Genomic DNA, 22,831 nt, shown 5'->3' on the forward strand with positions numbered 1-22,831 from the left:
TGACGTCGATGCCGAGGCGCGGCAGGGATGCAGAGATGGCGGGTGAACTCATGAGAGAAGAAGGAGTGAGGATGAAGTCTTGATGAAACCAGGACAGCAGGTGGGAGTCCCCGGCATGAGTTCGAGCTTGTCTGCGGGCTGCCATTCGGTGAGAATGGGCCCTGGATATGGTTCGGCTTCACGGCCGGGCATGGGACAGACACCCGCGCCAATCTAAACTGCAGGATCGTGACTCCTGAGCCGGTGGGCGGTCTGCGGGTGTCTGCTCCCACTTCCGAGTCCATGGGCCATCGCTATCGCGATGGCTTGATCTCTTCAAGGAGGACTCAATGTAGAGACAAGCCGGTGGTGGAAACGGTGAAGCCGTTGAGAACCACCGGATGCGGGAAACGTCGCCCCCGCGGGGCATCGCGTCCCGGAGGGACGCTGGAATGTGGTGTGAAGGAGGCACGTCGGGGGTCAGGGCATACCTCCAGCGTCCCTCCGGGACGCCCTGGGGATTTGCACATCGGGGGCGTCTCTCAGGTGGTTCTCGGCCGCTGCGCGACCTCCACCACTGGCTATGTTCCATGCTCCCTCCGGGAGAGGGGGAAACGCTCCTGTCAAAGCAGCGTTTTGGCCACCTTCTGCTCATCCAACCTATCCCGTGTGCTCCGACAACTTTTCAATTCCCGTTTGTTGGGTAAGCTGGCACTGGCCTCGTCATTCGGACGCCATTAATCTGCCGTATTCAAATAAAAGCGGCGATGCGCTCTGCGCTTTCACCGCACTCCGGGACGCTTCGCGGCTGCATGCAATCTATTGTCTGCGATAGTTTACCGCCAATTGCCGATGTTGTCTCCCCACGTGTCGGGATTGCGGTCCGCTCCGGAGGAATAGATCATGATCGAGTAGTTGACTTCATCCCCCGCATCGTTTGGCAAGGGCTCGGGGTTGGAGATGATCCTATCCAAATCCACATCAAGAACCACGTAGTATTTCTCGCCCCAGAGATCGGTCACCACCCATTCGTCCTTGTCTTGATAAACGCCGCTTTTCCCATTTTCGGCAGCGGGCATCTCCAGAAATTTAAATCCTTTCGGATTCAATGTTATGTCGGTCCCCACCAATGCAGCCATCCAGGCCCCCTCTGTGCGCAGGCTAACGTCTTTTTTGGGGTAAGGATCAGGAAGAGGGAACTTTTTGTATTCAGATTGATAAGAGCCAATCGCATTCCCAATTTTCATCAATGCGGATCTGGTTTTCGAATACCCCTCCGTCCCATAATCTGACGCTATATAAGCCTCCATCAAGCGGCTGAATACAAGCAAGAAGAAGCCGACAAGCATTAGCATCATCATCGCCTTGCCCAAACAAGCACAACCGCTCAGGATAGGGTTTTGTGACTTCTGGTGATCATCGGGATTTATGCCAGCAACAGACACCGCAGCTTTTTTCTCAGGGATGTCATCCGCAGCCATTCTTGTGTTCTATCAAAATGGGTGGAGGCAGCAAGTTTATTGCTGAAACATTCAAAGGACCTCTGCGACTGAATCATACTACCGCCAGGAGCAGATGTTGTCTTCCCACGTGTTTGGATCGCGGTCGGGGCCGGAGGAGTAGATGATGACGGAAGCGGCAATCGTCGGTGGAATTTTGGTACTCACATTGCCGGGCTTTGCCTCGGGGTTGGCGATGTGGTTGTCCAGGTCTGCATCCAGCAGGATGTGGTACCTTTCACCCCAGGCGTCGGTGAGCTGTCTTTCAGTGCCAACGGTTAGAAGCCCTTTTTTACCGTTTTTGGCCACGGGCACAGCGAGGAACTTGATGAGACGGGGATTGGTTTTCTCATCTTCACCCAGGAGGGCGACAATGAGGTCCCCGCTGGAGCGGGTCTGCACATCTTTGCTGGAGCCGGGGACGAGCGTGGGGAAGGCCCCGTATTCGGTACGATAGTGGCCCAGAGCCACCTGGACATCCTTCATGGTGGCTTTGGTTTTCAGGTTGATGGGAGGCGTCCCGAGTATTCCTGGTGAACCTGTCGCACAGCGATATAAAGAGACGGAGAGGAAAATGGCGAGCGTCGCCATCACCATCCATTTGCCCATGCGGGCACAACCGGCCATGCGGTTGATCTGACTGTCTTGAGCATCGTCCAGATTGGTTTCCTGGACTGGTGGTTCATCAATGTCGTCCTCGGCCATGTGCGGTTTTTATCAAAAGGGATCAGGAGTGTCGAGACAATCCTTTTGTGCATCCTGTGCGAGAACTGGGCGGCTGGATACGATACTTTCAATGCCGCGTTAACCATCCTGCTGCGGTATCCAACCATGCGCACCTGCATCCTTTTATCTCTCATGCTCCTCATTGGTGAAGACTGGGCCGAAGCCCAGAAAAAGACGGCCAATTACGATGAATCCAAGATCCCGGCCTACACGCTGCCAGCTCTGCTGACCACTCGCGATGGAGCCAAGATCACCACGGCGGCGGACTGGACGGCGGAACGCAGGCCGGAGGTGCTGGCGCTATTTCAAGAGCATGTCTATGGCCGCACGCCGGGGAACTGGGGAAAGGTGAGCTTTGAAACGCGCGAGGTGAAAAAGGATGCGCTGGGTGGCAAGGCCACACGCAAGCTCATCCACATCTCCCTGCCGGAGCATCCGGCCTGGGCGGGGATGGAAGTGATGCTTTACCTGCCCAATGGGCTGAAGGCTCCCGCGCCGTGCTTTGTGGGGCCGAGCTTTGGCGGCAACCATGCGGTGAGCACGGAGCCTGATGTGCCGCTTTCCACCCGCTGGATGCGGCCTAACAAAGAGAAGTCCATCGTGGACAACCACGCCACGGAGGCCAGCCGGGGAAATGAAAGCAGCCGCTGGCCGCTGGAGATGATCATCGGCCAGGGCTTTGCGGTGGCGACGTATTATTATGGTGACATCGAGCCGGATCATGTGGATGGCTGGAAGGACGGGCTGCGGGCGGTGCTGAGCAAGGATGGCGCAGCCACAGAGTGGAAAAATGGCGACTGGGGTGCGATCGGTGCCTGGTCATGGGGCCTGAGCCGCATCGCTGATTATTTGGAAACGGATGCTGACATTGATGCGAAAAAGTTGGCGGTGATCGGCCATTCGCGGCTGGGCAAAACGTCTCTATGGACGGGTGCGCAAGATCAGAGATTTGGCATCGTGATCTCCAACAATTCAGGCGAAGGCGGTGCTGCGACGATGCGCCGGAATTACGGTGAAACGACAGCCATCATCACGAAGGCTTTTCCGCACTGGTTCACAAAAACGTATGCGGGCTATGGCGACAACGAAGCGGCCTGTCCGGTGGACCAGCACATGCTCATCGCCCTGGCAGCGCCACGGCCCATTTACATCGCCAGTGCGGTGGATGATCAGTGGGCGGACCCGAAAGGGGAGTTCCTTTCCGGCCTGAATGCGGAGCCTGTGTATGTGCTCTTCGGCAAAAAAGGTTATGGCGTCACGGAGCCTCCGGCGGTGGATACGCCGGTGGGCGATGCCATCGGCTACCACATGCGCACGGGCAAGCATGACGTGACGGATTACGACTGGACGCAGTATCTGCGCTTTGCCAAAAAGCACTTTGGCCAGTGAGGCGGGCGGAGTGGTGCCGGGGGGCGGCTCAGTGCCGTTTCCCCAGCATTCCCATCACCACCATGCCCAGCAGGAGGCCGCTGGCGCAGACTAACCAAAAGTTGGCCGGGGTGTCTGCCATGCCGCTGTGGAAATCCATCCCGAAGATGCTGGCCAGTGCGGTCAGGGGCAGGAACATGGCGGCCAGCAAATTCAGCCGGTGGGCTGTGGAGGCCATCTGCCGGGCGCTGGCGGCCTGAGCCTCCGCCTGACGGGCGACGGTGAAATTCAACCCGAACTGGGCATCCTGCAAAAGCAGGTCCGCGTTGCGCTCGATGCCGGCGGCTTGGTCACGCATGTTGATGAGTTCGCGCTCGCTTTTCACCAGTTCACGTGCCTGCTGGAGGGCGCGGTGAAGTCCACGGGAGGTTCTCAGGACGGGGGCTAGTTTTTCCAGCACCTCATGGTACTCGGTGGCCATGCGCGCGCGGTTTTCTTCCTCCTCCAGCTCGGTGAGTTTGGTGTCAAAGCTGCGCAGGTGATCATTCAGCCCGGCCAGTCCGCTGCCGGGCAGGTTGGTTTTCCATTCCCCATCGGGATTGCGCCAGAACAGGGCGGGCTTCCGCTTATGCTCATCCGCGCCGGGGATCTGGTGGAGGATGATGAGCAGGTGCCCATCCTCAAACATGGCGCGCTGTGGCCCCGGTTCGCGGCCCAGGCGGTTGCGGATGGAATCGGGCAGGAGCCACAGCTTCGGGAGAATGCTGGTATCGGGTTTCATAAACGTGGCGAGACTAGCCGGGAGGCCGGGGGCAGGGGAATACAATTTTGTGCAGAGATTCGCCTCGGGTTGCGGTGGCAGGCGTAGATGAAAGCCATGCGCCATCTTGTGATCATCCTTGGAGACCAGCTCGACCGAAATTCGGCCGCGCTGGATGGTTTTGACTCAAAGCAGGACTGTGTATGGATGGCTGAGGTGGCGCGGGAATCCACCAAAGTGTGGGTGCATAAGGCCCGCATCGTCACCTTCCTGGCGGGCATGCGGCACTTCGCGGAGGAATTGAAAAAGGAAGGGCTGCCAGTGGAATATCGCAGACTGGACGACGCCCAAAACCAGGGGGATTTCATCGTGGAACTGGAGGCGACGGTGAAGCGGCTGAAACCGCAAAAACTCATCCTGGTGGAGCCGGGGGAGTGGCAGGTGAGGGAGGATTTCCGCCAGGCGGCGAAGCGGCTGAAGGTGGAGCTGGATGAGCGTGAGGACCGCCACTTCATGGCCTCCCATGCGGATTTTGAAAAACATGCGAAGGGCCGCAAGGGACTGCGCATGGAGTTCTTTTATCGCGAGATGCGTACACGCCATGGCATTCTCATGGAGGGTGGGAAACCGGTGGGTGGTGAGTGGAACTTCGACAGCGAAAACCGGAAGAGTTTTGCCAAAGCCGGGCCGCCTCTGCATGCGGCACCACGGACGTTTCCGCCGGATGAGATCACGCAGGAGGTGATGCGCATCGTGGAGGAGACTTTTCCTGAACATCCTGGCAGCCTTGCGGAGTTTGACTGGCCCGTTACAGCAGCGGAGGCTGAGCTGGCGCTGGAGGATTTCATTGCGCACCGTTTGGCAGAGTTTGGCGAATATCAGGATGCGATGTGGACGCGGGAGCCGTGGCTATTTCATAGCCGACTGAGTGCGGTGATGAATCTGAAACTGCTGGATCCGCGCCGGGTGATTGCAGCGGCGGAAAAGGCGTATCACACTGGCCGCGCACCCTTGCCAGCAGTGGAAGGTTTCATCCGGCAGATCCTCGGCTGGAGGGAGTATGTGCGGGCCATTTACTGGCGCTTCATGCCGAGCTATGGTGAGATGAATGAACTGCAGGCGCAGCAGCCGTTACCCAAGTTTTATTGGACGGGTGAGACGGACATGAACTGCCTGCATGACGCCATTGGCCAGACTCTGCGATACGGTTACGCGCACCACATTCAGCGGCTGATGGTCACGGGTTTATTCTCCTTGTTGTTAGGCGTGAGGCCGCAGGAGGTGCATGAATGGTACCTGGCGGTGTATGTGGATGCGGTGGAGTGGGTGGAACTGCCAAACACCCTGGGCATGTCCCAGCACGGGGATGGCGGGATCATGGCCAGCAAGCCGTACATCGCGTCTGGCAAATACATCCAGCGCATGTCCAATTACTGTGCAGGCTGCCGGTATGATCCTGCTCAGTCCACCGGTCCCAAAGCCTGCCCTTTCACCACTCTTTATTGGGAATTCCTGATGCGGCATGAGGAGCGGCTGAGGAAGAATCAGCGCATGTCCATGCAGGTGCGCAATTTGGCCCGGCTCACGGAAACGGAGAAAGAGGCGATCTTTAATCAGGCGGAGTCCATCCGCGCGGGTCTGGCGTAATTCACCGCACTTATGTCCACCTCTCCCCGCGTCTGGTTCATCACTGGTTGTTCCTCTGGATTTGGTCATGCCCTTGCAGAGGCGGCCTTGCTGGCAGGGGATCACGTCATCGCCACTGCCCGACGGGTGGCGGACCTGGAAATGCTGGAGCACATCGGCGCGGGGCGCTGCCACATCTTGCCGCTGGATGTCACCGATGCTGGTCAAGTCGCCCAGCAGGTGGCGGCTGCCCAGGCGGTGTGGGGGCGGCTGGATGTGGTGGTGAACAATGCAGGATACGGCCTGCTGGGCGCGGTGGAGGAATGTAGCGAGGAGGACATCCGGCGGAATTTTGAGACCAATTTTTTCGGTGCCCTGAACGTGATCCGGGCCGCACTGCCCATCTTGCGTCACCAAAAGCAGGGGCACATCATCAACATCAGTGCAGCGGCAGCCATTTCTAACTATGCGGGCTTTGGCATTTATGGTGCGGCGAAGGCAGCGCTGGAATCTCTGAGCGAGAGCCTGCGGCTGGAGGTGGCGGCGTATGGGATCAAGGTCACGCTGGTGCAGCCGGGACCTTTTCGGACGCGTTTCATTGGCAAAGGCATGACCCATGCGACTGCAACGGAAACCTATGCAGGCAGCAGCGGTAAATTCGCCGCCTATTTAGAGAAGGTGGATGGCAAGCAGCCCGGTGACCCTGAACGCGCCGCTGCTCTCATCGTCAAAATGGTGCAGGAAGGACAAGCCCCACTGCGGCTTCCGCTGGGCAAGTATGCCGTGAAGAAAGTCCGCGATGTCACCGCCTCCCGCTTGCGCGAGCTGGAGGCCTGGGAACAGGCGGCGGGGGAGACGGATGGCTGACATAAGGGTGTAAGCATTCTCGACAAATAAGTGTCTTCATGACACAGGTAGAGGAATGAGTGCTTCTAAGTTGAATCCCCGAATGGCCAGAGGCCTGCGGATTTTTGGCTGGATGGTATTCACTCTTACTGTAGTGGGTTTGCTGATGTATAGTTTGTTAGGTTGGCAGGCAGCCCGGCGTTGGGAGGGAGTGCAAAAGATGCTGGATCGGGAAGGAGAACCTCGGAAGTTTACGGATCTATTACCTTCTCGCCTGCCGGAGTCGCAGAATTATGCTGCCATTCGTCCCTTGCGGATGATTGCAGCCATAGAGGACAGAGATGAGACCCTGGGCGAGCCTGGAGCAAAACGGAAGGCGCTGGTGGAATTGACCCAGGGTATTGAAAGGGTGGGGATTTATCGCAGCAGTGCTGTTCTGGGCCAACCAAGCCAGTGGCCCGGCCTGGCGAAAGAACTCGTGTCATCAGGCCTGCTCCAGGAGCTGCCCCTTCCTGGCAGAGAGCCCAGAGCGATCCTAAATCTGCTGGATGAGACTCGCACCTTGCTGAAGGAACTGGCCGCACCTGCGATGTCTTACGCTGACGCTCAGTTTGTTCCGTCTCTGCGGGATCGTCCTTTGCCTCCGAGTTTGCTCCTCATCCCCATGCCTTATCACAGGCCGGTGATGCAGGCCTGCTTTGCTCTTTCTCTTCATGGCCTAGCTGCCGCAGACGCTGGGGAATATCATGCTGCTGTGGCCGATGCCTGTGCCGTTTCGTTACTGGCCAAGGCTTGTCACCAGGAGCCTAATATGCTTTGCCATCTTCTGGCTATCACATGGGACACTTTGGCAATTGAACTGACATGGAATATTTTTCGAGCTTCCCCGATGCCTCTCACGGAGACGGATTTGCATCATTTGCAGAAGGTGCTCAGTGGTGTGAATGCTGCGGAGTCTTATCTTCAAGTTGTCCGGGGGGAAATGATCATTAGTTTAAATAGTTTTGATATTATGGCGGGCGATCCTGCGACGCGTCGCGATTTTGTGGATAAGGTGGGTACTTCAGGAGTGACGTGGGTGAAATCCATTGAGATGGTCCCGGATAGTTATTTCATCCTGAACAAAGCCACCCTGGTGGAGGCCGAAATGGAATTTTTGATCCGGCCTTACAAAGCTGGTGGCCTGGCATCCGTATTGGAGAATGATCACAGAATACAAAACTATCTGGATCTTTCTGGCACGAGTGCTTTGAATTTGGACCGCTATTTTGCCAATGCGATCATACCTTCATTTCATCGTCTGGCGGGGCAGACAATGAAAACCGAAATCACTCTTAGACAGGCGGTTATTGCGTGTGCCTTGGAGCGCTTTTTTCTCGCTCACCAATCTTATCCCGCCTCTTTGGAAGAGTTGAAACCTGTTTATTTGCAAGACATTCCGACAGATTTGATGGATGGGCAGCCCATGCGATACAGCCGGCGTCCAGAGGGGCGCTACATCCTCTGGAGCGTGGGACTGGACAAGCAAGACGACGGCGGGGAAATCATTTTGGAACCGGGTAAAAGACTTGCCGCGAAGAATTTTCTGCTTCCCGATTATCAAGGCGACTGGACTTGGCAGTATTCTCCGGTCACTGCCACCCCGATGCCTGTTGGTGACGTCCCCCAAACTCTGGTTCCGGTGGGTCCCTGAAGTACTGAATTCACATTTGGTGTCCGGCCCGACTATAATACTTTGTCCCATCGTCACTGCCCGCCGTGCACATAGCCCGCATCTGGGACATTGTTTTTTCCGCTCCGGGACACTTTTTGGGCCATTTTTGGCCTGAGGGAGTGGGAATAACTGGCCAAATCCTCCAAAAAGGGCCTTGCAAAGCCCTGGTGCCAGCCCATAATCCACGCCCCTTGCGAGCTGCCTTGTCACATCGCCGTCGGTCTCCAGGTCCGTCTTCTCTCTGAGAAGTCGCGGACGCTCGCTCTGGAGGTAACCCGGTTCATCTCATATCCATCCATGTCCGTCCGTCTTGCCCGATTCGAAATGCCGAATCGCCTCGTCCGCAACGAGGCCACCGCCACCGATACTTATGCCCAGTTCAGCGCCGAGCCTTTTGATAAGGGCTACGGTCATACGATTGGCAACTCCCTCCGTCGCGTACTGCTCTCGTCCCTGGAAGGCGCGGCCATCACCTCGGTAAAAATCCGTGGTGCCGAGCACGAATTCAGCACCCTCCCTGGCGTGCTCGAAGACGTGGTCCAGATCGTCCTGAATCTGAAGAAGGTCCGTTTCAAGCACCACAGCGAAAGCAAGGAAGCCCGCCTGCTTTCCATCACCGTTGAAAAAGACGGCGTGGTCACCGCTGGTGACATCAAGGAAGACAACCATTACGAAGTCATCAACAAGGACCTCGTCATCTGCAACCTGGACCGCAAGACCAAGTTCGAGTGCGAATTCGAAGTCCGCGTGGGCCGTGGTTTCTCTACCTGGGAAGAAAACAAGCGCGCTGACACCCCGATCGGTGTTATCCCAATCGACTCCATTTATAGCCCGGTGACCCGCGTTAAATACGGTGTGGAAAACACCCGCGTCGGCCAGAACACCGACTATGACAAGCTGGTGCTGGACGTGTGGACCGACGGACGCATCGCCCCGAGCGACGCCCTGCTCCAGGCTGCCTCCATCCTGCGTCATCACCTGGACGTGTTCGTCAACTATGACGACAAGGCCATCGAATTCGAAGCGGCTCCAGAAGCCCAGACCGAAGAAAACAGCGAGCTGCGCAAGCTGCTGAACATGAGCGTCAACGAGATCGAACTCTCCGTCCGCGCTGCCAACTGCCTGAACAACGCCAACATCACCTCCGTGGGCCAGCTGGCCATGAAGACCGAGGCCGAAATGCTGCGTTACCGCAACTTTGGCAAAAAATCCCTCACCGAAATCAAAGAGAAGCTGGCCGAGCTGGGTCTCTCTCTCGGCATGAAGTTCGATTCATCGCTGCTTGAGCCTACCTCCGGCGGCAGTTCTCTGCTTGCCCGCAGCAGCATGATCGCCGATGACGACGATGAAGCGGATGCCGCAGGCTTCGCCAGCCTCATCGACAGCCACCTGCCAGACGGTGACGACGACGAATAATCTCCAGACCTTAGACTAGAACGAAGACATGAAACACGGAAGAAAAGTCCCTAAACTCCAGCGCGATGCCTCTCACCGGAAGGCTCTCCTGGCCAACCTCGTGTGCGCCCTTGTGGAGCACCGCCGCATCCGCACCACCCTGGCCAAGGCCAAGGCCGTGCGCCCGCTGGCTGAAAAGATGGTCACCCTCGGCAAGCGTGGCGACCTGCATGCCCGCCGCACCGCCATCTCTGAACTGCGCCAGCCTGGCACGGTGAAGAAGCTGTTCGAAGAAATCGCCCCTGCCTCCAAGGAGCGCCAGGGCGGCTACACCCGCATCACCAAGCTGGGCCAGCGCCGCAGCGATTCCGCCCCGATGGCTTTCATCGAGTGGGTGGACTCCTTCGTGCTGCCAAGCGCCAAGGTGGAAGAAGCGGAAGCCGAAGTGGTCTCCGCTGAAGCCCCGGCTGCTGAAGATGCAGAGCCGAAGGCCAAGCGCGCCTCCAAGAAGAAGGCCGAAGCTGCTGCTGAGTAATCCTCAGCAAGTTCACCAACCCTCCCCAAACGCGGGCATCGAAAGATGCCCGCGTTTTTTTGTGGAGTGCCCGTGCCTCGTATGTCCGTTTTATCCTCGCGGAAATTCGTTATAGGTAGAGGCCGCTACCGCGTGTAGCTCCCTCTTGCATCTGCCGGGTCTGGTATAATCATCATGCCATGCTGAAGCCCGCGCCATCCCAGTATCTGCATACCGTCAGGTTGGAGCGCGGGGAGGTACCTGGCTTCAGCGAATACCCTTTTAATATTCCGGCGGTCCGTCACCTGGACTCACTGCCGTTGCATCCGAAGGTGACTTTCTTTGTGGGAGAGAACGGATCCGGCAAATCCACGCTGCTGGAGGCCATCGCCGAAAAGCTGGGCTTTAGCATGGAGGGTGGCACGAAGAATACCAATATGGCGATGCATGAATACCGCTGTGCATTGACCTCCAAGATCACCCTTTCACGCACCCATCTGCGCCCGATGGACGGCTTCTTTTTGCGGGCGGAGAGTTACTACAATTTCGCCACGCTGATCGATGAACTGGGCACCTGGTCCTATGGCGGCAAAAGCCTGCATGAGCAGTCCCATGGTGAGTCATTTTTTGCGACGATGATCCACCGGATGGGTGGTCATGGAATCTATCTTTTTGATGAGCCTGAGGCGGCGCTGTCGCCGCAGCGGCAGATGTCTCTGCTGGTGCGGATGCATGATCTCATTGATGATTTTTCACAGTTCATCATCGCTACGCATTCTCCCATCTTGATGGCCTATCCGGACGCGTGGATCTATCAGTTTAGTGAGGATGGCATCCAGCGCATCGCTTATGAGGACACGGATCATTTTCAGATCACCAGCCGTTTTATGCGAGATCCCAAAGGCATGATCCATCGCTTGTTAGGCACGCAGGAGGATAGGCACGCAGGAGGAGCTGAAACTGGGGGATTGAGATAATCTTGACCCTGACTTTTGGTTAGGCTAAAACCGGGGTTATGAAGCTTGCTATGCACCTGATGGTTTTCTTAGTCGCCAGCTGGGGAATGTTGGTTCAGGCGCAGCCATCCGAAAAGCCGGATCCGCTGGAAGGGCTGCTTTCCGACAAGGCAGCGCCGACCAATGAGGTGAGGTTGCACATCTCCCTGCTGAAGGTGCCCGCGGCTCTGGCCGCCCAGGCTCTACTGGCGGATGTGGGAAAGTCCCCGTCCTTCTGGCGGGAGACTTTGGCCGTCTGGCAGGGTCAGGGGGTCATCGAGGCAGTGACTGAAATGGCGCACGAGGGCCCTGCGGGGCATGCTGAGTTCCTGAACCGGCGCGGCCGGACCTTCCGCTACATTTACCAGGACATGTCGTCTCATTACTGGGACGAGGAACATGAGTGGGAAGCCTGGAAGGACAGGCCAGACGCGGAGAAGCCGGAGGGTAACCGGGTCCTGCAAGACCTGGCGGAAGTGGAGGTGGGAAATGCCATCGTGGCCCGGGTGGCGCTGAAGCTGGGCGGGCTGCAGGCCGGTGTGGAGGTGGACATGACCTTTACGCCCCCGGCACCTGACAGCCGTCCGGTCACGGCCTGGCCGCTGCCGGTGCTGTCGGCCCCGCGTTATTTCTTCCGCCCCTGGCACCTGGTGACGAAGGCGGATGTGCCGGTGAATGAGATCTTTTTGTTAGGCTGCCAGATGGAGCCCCCGCAGGACGGGCAGGTGCAGACAGGGCATGTGATGCTGGCCTTTGGCCGGGTGACCGCGCCTGACGTTTCGGATGCTGCGCCCTCCCAAGTGCTGCCTGACGTGGGCCCGGTTTATCGGGCTCAAAGCTGGACGGTGGCGATGCCAGTGGGCGATTACCTGACTTGGCTGAAAACCCGCCGGGATGCTCAGGGAGATGCGCAGCAGATGACCCGGTGGCTGGATGCGGCGGGTGGCAAAACCGGCATTGAACTCCTGGCCACCTCGGCGGTGGCCTGTCGGCCGGGTGAGGAATCACGGATGGAGGCCGACCTTCTTTGGCATGATGCGACCGGGTGGGAACCCAGTGGCAATCCCCGGGTCTTTTCTCCGCTCAGTTGTGATGGTGAGAGTGATTTTAAACTGGGCCACCGCCTGGACATAAGCTTTTACCATGCGGAAAGGCCGGGCGAGGAGGCGGATCCGTTCGCGCCTGTAGCAATTACAAAAGCTGACTTCGACAGAGAGCTGGCGGTGCAGGTGGCCATCAGCCGTCCTTCCGCCCCGGCCCGCTGGCTGCGCTGCAAAACGGCGTTTGAAGGCGGTGACGCCGATGATCCCCGGGCTATCGAAACGGCGGAGGCGGACATGCAGCCGAATGAATCCACGGTGACGGAGATCCTTGCCAGGCCGGGGCAGGTCTCGCTTGTCGGGGCCTGCCTGAAGGATGGCCGGGTCCATGCCAGCTTCCTGCGGGTGGTGGAGGAAGGCGATGAACGCCGGGTCTCCGCGGCTCGTCGCCAGAAGGCCGGTTCATCTGCCCTCACCACCTGGATCATCGAGACGCCGCTGTCCTGGCGGGAGCGGCTGCTGGGCGATGCCACCCCGGATTTCCACGCCCTGGGGGATGAGCTCCTGGCCAGTCTTGGACAGGGGCAGGTGGACTGCACCGGCCTGATAACAAGGGTGAGCCAGGGTGGCCGGAGCGCAGTCCGGGGGATGCGTCCGCACCTTTACTTTGGCGGTGAGTTTCTCAACGCAGCTCCGCATGCCCAGGGCATCTACTTCAATCCGCGAAGCATCCTGATGCTGACGGCAGGGAATGAGGTGAAAACCGAGCTCCTGAGAGAGGCGGTGCTGTCCTGGCGGGCCCAGTCCGCCGGGCGGCCGCAGGTGCGCCAGTGGGGCATCTGGCAGCCGGATATCGCCACGGCCAGCGCGGCCACTTCCTACATGGTACAGCCCACCCAGCCTTTGTCAGAGGTCAGCAGCAGCCTGGAGCTCACGGCCCATCAGGCGGAGGTGGTCGCCATGGTGCAGACCTCCGCCATCGGTGCGGTGCAGCGGGAGGCCCCGCGGCTGCGCTGGCACGTCGTGCGCCTGGATGCCATGCCCGTGACCCAGGCGGCGCCGGAATCACCGGTAAAAAGCGCCCCACGTCCCGCTGCTCTTCAGACGGTGCAGGCGCTGGTGGTGAAACTGCCTGCCGGGCTGGAACTGCCCCAGGATGCCCAGGCGGCTGCGGCGCTTCTTTTGAAGGCCAGCCGGGACGGGGCGGTGGAAACGGTGGACTGTGTGAGCCTCCGCGGCCGTCACGATGGCAGCGCCCTGATCAAATCAGGCTGGGACTTTTACTTCACCCATGGCCGGGACCGGCTGCGTGGGGAGACGGAGGAAGATGTCTTCCATGCGTCGACGCCCATGCCGGCGGGGACAACGTTCAATGATCAGATTGATGTGAATCATCGCCTCGTGGGCTGCCAGTTGGAGATCCAGGGGGAACGCTGGACTCTCATCCGCGATGGCCGCCCGCCTGAGATCGTCACGGAGACCTTTGCCGGTGTGGTGCAGGAATGGCCCGGCCCCCAGCCCGATGGGCCGGAGTGGGAACAGTTACCCAAAGTGCGCGTCTGTGTGCAGCGGCCCATCTTTGATATCCAGGGGGGCGAGGGGCCGTTGCCTGCTGCCGGGCAGGCCAGCCTCACAAACCTGGCCGAGGATACGGTGCTGCTGCTGCGTGTCCTGCGGTGATGCGGTTTACGTACCGCGCGTATTGCCGAAAAGTTCGATGTGCAGGCGCGGGCTCAGGCGGTAGCCGTGGGTGAGGCAGGCATGGACGAGCAAATCGTAGCGGCTGCGCATGGCCTCCATGCTCACGCCTTCAGGCATCAGCAGCACTTTATCCGGGGGCACTGGCAGGCCGATGTTGGCTACGACTGCTTGCGCTTCGGCCAGATCGGCTTCGGTGGAGATGACAAATTTCAACTGGTAGTCCACGGCCTGCTCCAGCCATTCCCGCAGCACGGCGGGCTGCAAGCGGGTCTGTTCATGGCGGGCGGCCCACGGACCCGCCTTTTCGACCGTGGGGGTCGAATTCGCGAGTTTGGGGCTGATGGAGGCGAGGTCCACATGCAGGTCCGCAGGGGAAACGGTGCCTGCGGTTTCCACGGTGATGTGTTTCCCGGCCTGGTGCAGACGGGTCAAAAATTCGCGGATGTCCTTGGCCACCATCGGCTCTCCACCCGTCACCACCACATGGCGTGCCGGGTGCTTCATGACCTCAGCCAAGATGGCATCCAGCGTCATTTCGGGGCCCTCCGGTTGCCAGGAGGCATACGGGGTATCACACCAGGTGCAGCGCAGATTGCAGCCGGATGTGCGCACGAATACGGATGGCACACCTGTGAGCGAGCCTTCTCCCTGAACCGAATAAAAAATCTCCGAAATGCGCATCTTTCGGTCATCATAGCTCACCCGCAGGGGGGGCACAAGGGCAGGGGGTGTCCGTCCAAGTCCTTTGGGCTTTGGGGGAATTCATCCGTACCGGCACCCGATCCAGGACGGAACCCCGTTGGGGTTCGCAGGCCGGCGGGGCGCGTTGCTCCCGTGACCCAGGGTTGTGCCAACCCTGGGCTGAATTACGCAAGCCCGTTGGGCTTGGGGGGGCGGTTTCAAATTACGCAAGCCCGTTGGGCTTTGGGGGCGTGGTTTCCAATTACGCAAACCCGTTGGGCTTGGGGGGCGTGGTTTCCAATTACGCAAGCCCGTTGGGCTTGGGGGCGTGGTTTCCAATTACGCAAGCCCGTTAGGCTTTGGGGGCGTGGTTTCCAATTACGCAAACCCGTTGGGCTTGGGGGTGTGGTTTTCAATTACGCAAGCCCGCTGGGCTTTGGGGGCGTGGTTCCAATTACGCATGCCGGTTGGGCTTTCGGGCGTGGTTTCCTTCTCCATCTTCACCAGCCTTGCCTTCTTTTGGCACATCACCTATTCTCACCTGATGCCTCCCCGCTGTCTTTTTGTCATCTTTGCGCTCACCGCTGTTCTCAGCAGTTGTTCACCTAGCCCAAAGACCTGGGATTACGAGTATAGCCGGGGCAAGACGGCGGTCATTGTGGGGGGAAAGGCGGTGCCTCCGGCTGGACTCCCTCCTGCTGTTATGCGGGCCATCAGCGCGGGGAATGAGATTGCTGGGAAGCCTTATAAATACGGGGGCGGACACCGGTCCTTTGAGGACACTGGCTATGACTGCTCCGGCACCGTCTCATACGTTCTCCACGGGGCGGGTTTGCTGAAGAGCCCCGGCACATCCAGCAGCTTGCGCAGCTATGGGAAAGCGGGTGAGGGCAAACACATCACGGTCTATTCCCGTGATGGCCATACCTTCATCATTGTGGCGGGGCTGCGCCTGGATACCGGGTATAACGGTGAACGCAAAGGCCCCCGCTGGTCTGTGAAATCCCGACCTATTAAAGGTTATCTGGCACGTCATCCGCCGGGGTTGTAAACTGTCGGGTGGGGGCTTGTATCGTGATGGATGTTTAGATCCGTCCGGAGGCTTTTAAATCCAGATACTGATTGGCCAGGGCAATAGGCAGATTTTGCGCGGTTTCATCCACGGTGACGATGCGGTTGGCACGCAGGGATTGCAGCAGGTGCGCGCGTTGCTGCTCGTAGTGGCACAGGGCACCGTAGCCGAGGGCATCATCCAGGCTGGAGATGGGCCGCTGACTGCGGGCTTCCATTTCGGATTCCCGCAGGGTGGCCACGAGCACCAGGTGTCTTTTTTGCAGCAGGCCCACGGCCTTCATCAGGTGTGTGGTGTCCTCCGTGCGCAGGTTGGTCATCAGGATGATCAGGGCGCGGCGTTTTTGCAGGGCCATCACACGCTCGGCGGCTTCGATGAAATCGCTGGGCTCCGTGGTGGTTTCGTAGTCATACAAATGGTTCAGCAGGCTCGGCATCGCTGGCGGGCCTTTGACCGGTTTGAGCCATCTCTGAGCACCGCCAAAACCGGTGACGCCGACTTCATCTCCCTGCTTCAGCGCGATGTAGGCGATGAGCAGCATGGCGTTTAAACAATGGTCAAACTGGCTCAGTTCCCCGTCCATGGCGCGCATGCGGCGGCCGCAGTCAGGCACCAGGATGATGCTTTGGTTGCGCTGCTCCTCATAGTCACGGCTCACCAGGGTCTGGCGGCGGGAGGTGGCCTTCCAGTCCACACGGGACAGGATGTCGCCGTCCTGATATTCGCGAAGCTGGTGGAAATCCAGAGTGGCTCCGTTGCGCCTCCGTTTCACGATGCCCATCTGCTCCTCGCGATTGGCCGTCGCCAACAGGGCGAAGCGTACCACAGGCTCGTAATTCGGATAGCAGCGAGTCTCGCTGCTGCCGCCAGTGCGGTAAAGCCGCCGCCACAGGCCTAACTGGGAGTTCACCAAAAGATGGGCTGCGCTGAAGGTGTGCGCACCGCGGCGGGTGAAATGCGCATCGTAGGTCAGCTCCACATGCTCCAGTGGCGGCAGCGTGCCCTGCCAGGGCATGCCCTCGGCCAGGGCCTCCGGCGGCAGACCGTCATGGACGGAGACTTTCAATGGCCGCCCCATGGAATGGCGCAGGGTCAGGGTGATGGCGGATTTGACACCCAGGGCAAACCTGCCTGGAAGGACGCGTGTGGCTGACAGGCGCTGTTTGTTAGGCAGGGTGAAAAAATCCACCAGTGCTGTGATCAACAACAGCGCCCCTGCGCCGAACCAAGCCACCTGCAAGACGCCCCAGATCGACGCAGCCAGTCCCAGCAGAGCCCAGGCGGAGACGAGGCGAAGAGTGAGAGTGGAAGGACGCATGGAAGGAGTCAGTGTTCAAAAAGCACACGGAGGGCAGTGGAGGGCGGGTGCCATCCCTCAAGCCCGTGGCGCTTCCACGCTGCGGATCACACTGTCCAGCACCTGGTCCACCGTCTGGCCAGAGATGGCTACTTCCGGCGTCAATGAAATGCGATGACGGAGCACAGGCAGGGCGGCGCGTTTGACATCACCGGGGGTGATGAAACGACGGCCTTCCAGCAGGGCATAGGCCTTGGCCACACGCACGAGGCTGATGGCTCCGCGTGTGCCAGCACCGAGGGCGATGGCTCCGTGGTGACGGGTGGCGCGGGTGAGGTTCACCGCGTAGGTGACCACACTGTCCACCGCTTCCACTTCAGCGGTTTCTTTTTGCGCCTGGAGGATGTCCTCCGTGGTGCACACGGGCTGTACCAGCTCAGGTCTCAGGCCGCGCCCACCGGCGGCGGACGACACGGATTTAACAATGGCGGCCTCCTGCTGCATGCCGGGGTAATCAATGAGGATCTTCAGCAGGAAACGGTCCAGCTGGGCCTCGGGCAGAGGATAGGTGCCCTCCTGCTCGATGGGATTCTGCGTGGCGAAGGTCATGAAGGGCAGAGACAGCGAGTAAGTCTCGCCATCAATGGTTACCTGCGCTTCCTGCATGACTTCCAGCAGGGCGGACTGTGTCTTGGCAGGCGCGCGATTGATTTCATCTGCCAGGAGCAATTGAGTGAAGACCGGTCCCTGGCGCACTCGGAAGCTCTGGCTGCCGAGGTCATAAAGTGTGTGTCCTGTGACATCCGAAGGCATCAGGTCCGGGGTGAACTGGATACGGCGGAATTCCGCGCCAAAGGTGCGGGCCAGTGCCAGCACCAGATGGGTTTTGCCCAGGCCTGGTTTGCCCTCCAGCAGCACGTGACCGCCTGCGAGCAGGGCCGCCAGCACCTGCTGAATGACCTCCGTCTGGCCGATGAAGACCTGCTCCACCGCCGCGCGGATCTGCTTCAGATAATGAACCGATGTCAGGGCTGCCGCAGGTGGCGGGGCATAATGCTGCGCCTCAGGCTCTGGCTTATAAACCGGAAGCTCAGGCGGTGCCGAATAAACAGGGGACTGCGGAGGCGGTGGGGCTGTATAAGCGGGTAGCTGAGGGGGCGGAGAATATGCAGAGTCCGGGGCAATGTCATTCATGGCAAGTGAGGCGCAGGATCAGAGGGGGAGAGCAGGAAACCTAGGGGAATAGGTCAACTAGGCTCACTTCTTCTCTTTGGGAAGCACTTTCACGGCCACAGCACGATTTGCCATCAGGAACTCCTTGGCCAAGCCCTGAAGCTCTTCCTTGGTGATGCCCTGGAAATCGGTCAGCATGTTCTTTGCCCATTCGATGCGTTCTGGATGCTCCTGCGGATTGCGCACGACGTTTTGCGACCAATAACGGTTGTCCCGGCGCATCTGCTCCACCTGGGTCATCAGGGGTTTTTGCGCACGCTCGAACTCGTCATCGGTGATCGGACCCTCAGCCACTTCAGCGGCGATTTTGATAACAAGCTCCGTGATGGAAGCGGCCTGCTCTGGTTTGCACTCGATCATGGCGGTCATGTAACCGTAGCCAGTGAAGGTATCGCTGGCCACATGGTAGCAGGCGGGGCTGTAGGTTTCTCCCAGCTCCTCACGCACCTTGATGCGCAGGCGGTCATCCAGCACGGAGCCCAGCAGGCTCAGGCGGCGGGTGCGCTTGATGTCCAGCATGTCATTGGTGGGCCAGTACATCGCAGCGATGGCTTTAGGGATTTCGGTATCGAAGGGCATGTCCTTGGTCACCGGACCCTGAGGGAAGGGGACTGAGCGCTCTTTTTCAAACTTCGGTTTTTCAGCGGCACGCTTCGGCAGTGCGCCCAGTGTTTTGGCCACGGCATCCAGGACCGCCTTGGGCTCCACATCACCGACGATGGAGACTTCCAGGTATTCTTCCGTCAGCGGCTTTTGCAGCCAGGCTGCCAGCTCACCCAGATTGCGCTTTTGCATCGTGGTGATAGGCGGGAAGCCAAAGCGGGGATCATCACTGTGGATGAAGGCCACGACCTTGTCCGCCATGATGCCTTCCGCCGTGTGCTGGAGCTGCACATACATCGGCTCCAGGTTCTTTTGGAACTGGCGCTGGGCCTCCTCACGATAACCCGGGGCGGTCATGTAGGCAGTCAGGAGTTGCAACTGGGCCTCCAGGTCTGCCGGGGTGGTGCGGCCGCTCAGCATGAAGGCTTCATCACCGACGCTGAAGTCCGTGCCCACGCTTTTGCTGGCGAAGATGCGGCGGATGTCATCCACGCTGTGCTCCTTCAGACCACCCATGATGAAGGTGCTCTGGGCAAAGGGGATGATGCCCTGCTGGCCGGCTGGAGTGCTGAGCTTGCCACCGCCAAAGTTGAGCGTCACCCGCACGGTGCCTTTTTCAAAAGGCGTCGGCTTGATGTTAACGCGGACGTTGTTTTCAAAGGTGGCCATCGTCAGCTCCAGGTCGCTTTCCACGGCCTGATGGATGATCTTCCCTGGGGTGCCAAACTCGGTGTAGGCAAAGGCGGCTGTTTCTTCCTGGACAGGGGCTTCCACAGGCTTGGCTTTGCTGTCGTTGTAAACGGTTTTGATCTGCTCGGCGGCATCGCCTTCCAGCTTCAGATTTCCGCCCACAAAGATCTGCACATCGTCACCTTTCCAGGTTTCTGCCAGGGCTGCGTGGCACTCGTCCTTCTTCAGGCTGGCCAGGGCTTCCTTCACCCGTGCGAGGTCATCGGCCGGGTGGGTGATCACCTTTTTGGCGGCCAGGATGCTGACCAGTCCGCTGGCCAGGTCACGGGATTTGCGGGAGTCGGCCTGGGCGGCACGCAGTTCCACAGTCTTCAGAAGGGAGGCCTTGGCCTCTTCAAACTCGGCATCGGTGAAACCGTGCTGCACGGCCCGGCGGATTTCGCTTTCCAGCAGTGTCAGGGTGGCCTTCCACTGGTCCGGGGCGCACTGGCCCATGATGCCGATGACCTCGACAAACTCCAGGTATTCATAGCTGTAAGATTCGCCGCTGATGAAGGGGGCGTTCTCCGCCTTGGCCAGCTTTGACAGGCGCTGGTTGATCATTTCATCCGCCAGGTCACGGACCATTTTTTCACGGCGGGTGGCCACGCTGTCCGGCTTGTTTTTGGCCGGGCGAAGCATCTCCACGGAGATGTCCACGGCTTTGGCTTCCATCTCCGTATGGAGCTTGGCGATGAGGCCACGGCCCGCGCTGATTTTGCCCAAGTTTGGATCTTCAGCATCCGTGCCGACGGGCTTGGCATCTTTGAAGTTTTTCTCGATCTCGGCCTTCACCGCCTCGACATCCTTGAAGTCACCCACAGCGACGATGACGGTGCGCTTCGGTGTGTACCATTTGTTATAGAACTCCACAAAACGGGAGCGCTGCATCGTCTTGATAGTCTCCTCCGTGCCGATGGGCAGGCGGTTGGGCAGCAGGGAGTCTGGCAGGGCAAACTTGTAGCCTTCCAGCATCGTGCGGTAGTCAATGGAGTCCCGGCTGAGCTTCTCGCTCAAAATGATGCCGCGCTCCTTGTCGATGTCCTTTTCACCCAGGGCCATGCCATCCAGGTAATCACGGAAAAGCTGCATGCCCTCGCCCAGCATGGAGGCTTCCACTTTCGGCAGCTCCAGCATGTAAACGGTTTCCTTGAAAGAGGTGTGGGCATTGGTATCCGCACCGAAGCCCATGCCCAGGCGCTGGAAGTATTCCACCATCTCACCGCCGGGGAAATGACGGCTGCCATTGAAGGCCATGTGCTCCAGGTAATGGGCCATGCCCTGCTGGTCGTCCTCTTCCATCAGAGAGCCCACATCCATGTAGATGCGGATGCTGGCGCGTCCGGGGGGTTCTGCATTCGGCAGGATGACGTAACGCAGCCCGTTTTCCAGACTGCCAAACGTCGCCTTGGGATCAGGTTTCAGGTCGCTTTTTTCATGAGGCCATTCGGCAGCCGCAGAAAGACAGATCAGGAGCAGGGCACAGGTAAGTCGGATCATGGTGGGTCTATACAAAGAACGCCGCTACAGGGAGACCTGTCGAGAAAAAGTCACATTTACTGCCGGGACCGCGAGAAAAGTTCTCGAAGCACGCCCCTCAAGCCCGAGGCCCCACTTGTTCGCGGGGGCGGATCATGAGGACCAGCACTACCGACAGGATGCAGATGCAGGAAAAGACGCCGAAGATCATGTTCAACGGCACGCCTTTATCCGACATGAAGCCGAAACCCCAGTCCGCCGCGCCGCCGCACATCATGCTGACAAAGTTCATGATGCCATAACCCGTGGCCCGCAGCTCCGGCCGGGTGATCTGGGAAAGGATGGGCATGTTGTTGCAATCGAAGAACCCCCAGCCGATGCCGAAGAGGATCAGCGCGGCGATGGCCAGACCGAACGAGCCCAGCGATGGCGCATTGCCCACACCGAAAAGCGCCGGGATGATGCAGAGCATGCCGATAGCACTCACATAGATGCGGCCGCGCGGTGTCTTCCGCATCCAACGGTCCGCCAGCCAGCCGCCAAAAATAGCGGACACCAGGGCGGCACCCTGCCAGTAAAGCGCGGCTGAGACGCCCGCCTTTCCCTGGCTGATGTTGAATTCCTTCTGCAAGATGGCTGGCATCCAGTCACGCACCACCCAGGCCGCCAGGGCAGGGAGGGTGAAGTATAGGACCAGGAGGATGAAGGAAGGATTCGTAAACAGCTCCGTGATGGCGGTGCCGACCGATGGTTTGGCCACAGGGCTGGCGATCTCCGCTGCGGTGCGTGGGGCATCCTTCAGCAGGAACAGCAAAGGCACCGCATATAAAATGCCGATGAGGCCGGTGATATCAAAGGCACCGCGCCAGCCAAAGTCCGGCCAGTCCGCCGCATAGCCTGCAAAGCCGCCCACCATGACACCGCAGTAAATGCCCATCTGATGTACACCCACGGCCCGTGAACGTGTGGGTCCGGTATGGAAATCGGCGATCAGCGCCAGCGCTGCCGGAATGTAAAATGCCTCGCTGACGCCCATGGCGGTGCGGGCCCAGTACAGCTCCTGAAAGCTGGTCACATGACCGGTCAGATAAGTGATGAGGGACCAGATGAAGAGGCTGCCGCAGATGGTATATTTGCGGCTGAAGCGGTCGGCGATGTATCCGCCAATGGGACTGAAGATGGCATACACCCATTTGAAGGAGGCCAGCATGTGGCCCCAGTTTTCCTCACTGCCGATGTCCGTGATCTCTCCCATCACCGAAGACTTCATCGAGGCGATCATCTGCCGGTCCAGGTAGTTCAGCAGCGCCACGGGGAAGAGCAGGCCGACGATCAGCCAGGCGGTGCGTGAGACGGAACTGGGTCGGGGATCCATCGGTTGGGACAGGTTCATAAGAGGTTGGGAAGGTTGCCATTAATCACATTCAGCCTGCACGGCAAAGCTCAAAGCGATGCCAATGCTTGACCTCAGGGTGCAGCTTCTTGCCCAGTCCCTACCGTCCTGACCAGCATAAAGTGCCTGTCTTTTCTTGTAACCAGTGATGGAAAAAGATTCCAGCGGACGCTTACAGCAG

The 22,831-nt window shown here is 59.1% G+C and carries 17 protein-coding genes; 9 read left to right on the forward strand and 8 right to left on the reverse strand.

Going from position 1 to position 22,831, the window contains the following annotated elements; genetic code table 11:
- Window positions 1–815 precede the first annotated feature (815 nt).
- Window positions 816–1,460, reverse strand: a complete 645-nt coding sequence (locus tag EI77_RS06000) for a hypothetical protein (RefSeq protein WP_133793886.1) — start codon at window positions 1,458–1,460, stop codon at window positions 816–818.
- A gap of 78 nt (window positions 1,461–1,538) precedes the next feature.
- Window positions 1,539–2,183, reverse strand: a complete 645-nt coding sequence (locus tag EI77_RS06005; RefSeq protein ID WP_133793887.1) for a hypothetical protein — start codon at window positions 2,181–2,183, stop codon at window positions 1,539–1,541.
- Window positions 2,184–2,309: 126 nt separating this feature from the next.
- Here EI77_RS06005 and EI77_RS06010 point away from each other — a divergent pair, with 126 nt between their 5' ends.
- Window positions 2,310–3,593 carry a glucuronyl esterase domain-containing protein gene (locus EI77_RS06010; RefSeq protein WP_133793888.1) on the forward strand — a complete coding sequence of 428 codons (1,284 nt, stop codon included), beginning with the start codon at window positions 2,310–2,312 and terminating at the stop codon, window positions 3,591–3,593.
- 28 nt (window positions 3,594–3,621) lie between these two features.
- Here the strand turns inward: EI77_RS06010 and EI77_RS06015 are convergent, their stop codons facing one another.
- A complete protein-coding gene (locus EI77_RS06015; protein WP_166647070.1) occupies window positions 3,622–4,353 on the reverse strand; it encodes a CorA family divalent cation transporter in 732 nt (243 codons plus the stop codon).
- A gap of 96 nt (window positions 4,354–4,449) precedes the next feature.
- Between EI77_RS06015 and EI77_RS06020 the strand changes: the two genes are divergently transcribed.
- The 7 genes from EI77_RS06020 (at window position 4,450) to EI77_RS06050 (ending at window position 14,142) form a co-directional block, all read left to right on the forward strand.
- Window positions 4,450–5,979, forward strand: coding sequence for a cryptochrome/photolyase family protein (locus tag EI77_RS06020; protein WP_243838689.1), 1,530 nt, complete (start codon window positions 4,450–4,452; stop codon window positions 5,977–5,979).
- Between the two features lie 12 nt (window positions 5,980–5,991).
- Window positions 5,992–6,825 carry an SDR family NAD(P)-dependent oxidoreductase gene (locus EI77_RS06025; protein ID WP_133793891.1) on the forward strand — a complete coding sequence of 278 codons (834 nt, stop codon included), beginning with the start codon at window positions 5,992–5,994 and terminating at the stop codon, window positions 6,823–6,825.
- 541 nt (window positions 6,826–7,366) lie between these two features.
- Window positions 7,367–8,497: a hypothetical protein gene (locus tag EI77_RS06030; RefSeq protein ID WP_133793892.1), complete on the forward strand. Its 1,131-nt coding sequence runs from the start codon at window positions 7,367–7,369 to the stop codon at window positions 8,495–8,497.
- A gap of 318 nt (window positions 8,498–8,815) precedes the next feature.
- Window positions 8,816–9,934 carry a DNA-directed RNA polymerase subunit alpha gene (locus EI77_RS06035; RefSeq protein ID WP_133793893.1) on the forward strand — a complete coding sequence of 373 codons (1,119 nt, stop codon included), beginning with the start codon at window positions 8,816–8,818 and terminating at the stop codon, window positions 9,932–9,934.
- A 28-nt stretch (window positions 9,935–9,962) separates the two neighbouring features.
- Window positions 9,963–10,448 carry a 50S ribosomal protein L17 gene (rplQ, locus tag EI77_RS06040; protein ID WP_133793894.1) on the forward strand — a complete coding sequence of 162 codons (486 nt, stop codon included), beginning with the start codon at window positions 9,963–9,965 and terminating at the stop codon, window positions 10,446–10,448.
- Between the two features lie 179 nt (window positions 10,449–10,627).
- Window positions 10,628–11,404 (forward strand): AAA family ATPase, encoded by a 777-nt coding sequence (locus EI77_RS06045; RefSeq protein WP_133793895.1) that lies wholly within the window; start codon window positions 10,628–10,630, stop codon window positions 11,402–11,404.
- A 59-nt stretch (window positions 11,405–11,463) separates the two neighbouring features.
- Entirely contained in the window at window positions 11,464–14,142 is a 2,679-nt protein-coding gene (locus tag EI77_RS06050) for a hypothetical protein (protein WP_133793896.1), read from the forward strand.
- Window positions 14,143–14,148: 6 nt separating this feature from the next.
- Here EI77_RS06050 and EI77_RS06055 read toward each other — a convergent pair whose 3' ends face one another.
- On the reverse strand, window positions 14,149–14,880 hold the full coding sequence (locus tag EI77_RS06055; RefSeq protein WP_243838692.1) for a 7-carboxy-7-deazaguanine synthase QueE: 732 nt from the start codon (window positions 14,878–14,880) through the stop codon (window positions 14,149–14,151).
- A 445-nt stretch (window positions 14,881–15,325) separates the two neighbouring features.
- Here EI77_RS06055 and EI77_RS06060 point away from each other — a divergent pair, with 445 nt between their 5' ends.
- Window positions 15,326–15,895 (forward strand): C40 family peptidase, encoded by a 570-nt coding sequence (locus tag EI77_RS06060; RefSeq protein WP_243838696.1) that lies wholly within the window; start codon window positions 15,326–15,328, stop codon window positions 15,893–15,895.
- 34 nt (window positions 15,896–15,929) lie between these two features.
- Here the strand turns inward: EI77_RS06060 and EI77_RS06065 are convergent, their stop codons facing one another.
- From EI77_RS06065 to EI77_RS06080, 4 genes are all read right to left on the reverse strand, one after another.
- Complete coding sequence (locus EI77_RS06065) at window positions 15,930–17,234, reverse strand: DUF58 domain-containing protein (protein WP_133793898.1); 1,305 nt, start codon at window positions 17,232–17,234, stop codon at window positions 15,930–15,932.
- A gap of 57 nt (window positions 17,235–17,291) precedes the next feature.
- A complete protein-coding gene (locus tag EI77_RS06070) occupies window positions 17,292–18,407 on the reverse strand; it encodes an AAA family ATPase (RefSeq protein WP_133793899.1) in 1,116 nt (371 codons plus the stop codon).
- Between the two features lie 63 nt (window positions 18,408–18,470).
- Window positions 18,471–21,278 (reverse strand): M16 family metallopeptidase, encoded by a 2,808-nt coding sequence (locus tag EI77_RS06075; RefSeq protein WP_133793900.1) that lies wholly within the window; start codon window positions 21,276–21,278, stop codon window positions 18,471–18,473.
- 97 nt (window positions 21,279–21,375) lie between these two features.
- A complete protein-coding gene (locus tag EI77_RS06080) occupies window positions 21,376–22,632 on the reverse strand; it encodes an MFS transporter (RefSeq protein WP_208300288.1) in 1,257 nt (418 codons plus the stop codon).
- Window positions 22,633–22,831: the final 199 nt, after the last annotated feature.

The sequence above is a fragment of the Prosthecobacter fusiformis genome (genome assembly GCF_004364345.1).
GTDB classification, from domain to species: Bacteria; Verrucomicrobiota; Verrucomicrobiia; order Verrucomicrobiales; family Verrucomicrobiaceae; genus Prosthecobacter; species Prosthecobacter fusiformis.

Coding starts and splice junctions, on each gene's coding strand:
- EI77_RS06000 (WP_133793886.1), bottom strand. CDS start 1,460: ATGGCTGCGGATGACATCCCTGAGAAAAAAGCTGCGGTGTCTGTTGCT.
- EI77_RS06005 (WP_133793887.1), bottom strand. CDS start 2,183: ATGGCCGAGGACGACATTGATGAACCACCAGTCCAGGAAACCAATCTG.
- EI77_RS06010 (WP_133793888.1), top strand. CDS start 2,310: ATGCGCACCTGCATCCTTTTATCTCTCATGCTCCTCATTGGTGAAGAC.
- EI77_RS06015 (WP_166647070.1), bottom strand. CDS start 4,353: ATGAAACCCGATACCAGCATTCTCCCGAAGCTGTGGCTCCTGCCCGAT.
- EI77_RS06020 (WP_243838689.1), top strand. CDS start 4,450: ATGCGCCATCTTGTGATCATCCTTGGAGACCAGCTCGACCGAAATTCG.
- EI77_RS06025 (WP_133793891.1), top strand. CDS start 5,992: ATGTCCACCTCTCCCCGCGTCTGGTTCATCACTGGTTGTTCCTCTGGA.
- EI77_RS06035 (WP_133793893.1), top strand. CDS start 8,816: ATGTCCGTCCGTCTTGCCCGATTCGAAATGCCGAATCGCCTCGTCCGC.
- rplQ (WP_133793894.1), top strand. CDS start 9,963: ATGAAACACGGAAGAAAAGTCCCTAAACTCCAGCGCGATGCCTCTCAC.
- EI77_RS06045 (WP_133793895.1), top strand. CDS start 10,628: ATGCTGAAGCCCGCGCCATCCCAGTATCTGCATACCGTCAGGTTGGAG.
- EI77_RS06050 (WP_133793896.1), top strand. CDS start 11,464: ATGGTTTTCTTAGTCGCCAGCTGGGGAATGTTGGTTCAGGCGCAGCCA.
- EI77_RS06065 (WP_133793898.1), bottom strand. CDS start 17,234: ATGCGTCCTTCCACTCTCACTCTTCGCCTCGTCTCCGCCTGGGCTCTG.
- EI77_RS06070 (WP_133793899.1), bottom strand. CDS start 18,407: ATGAATGACATTGCCCCGGACTCTGCATATTCTCCGCCCCCTCAGCTA.
- EI77_RS06075 (WP_133793900.1), bottom strand. CDS start 21,278: ATGATCCGACTTACCTGTGCCCTGCTCCTGATCTGTCTTTCTGCGGCT.
- EI77_RS06080 (WP_208300288.1), bottom strand. CDS start 22,632: ATGGATCCCCGACCCAGTTCCGTCTCACGCACCGCCTGGCTGATCGTC.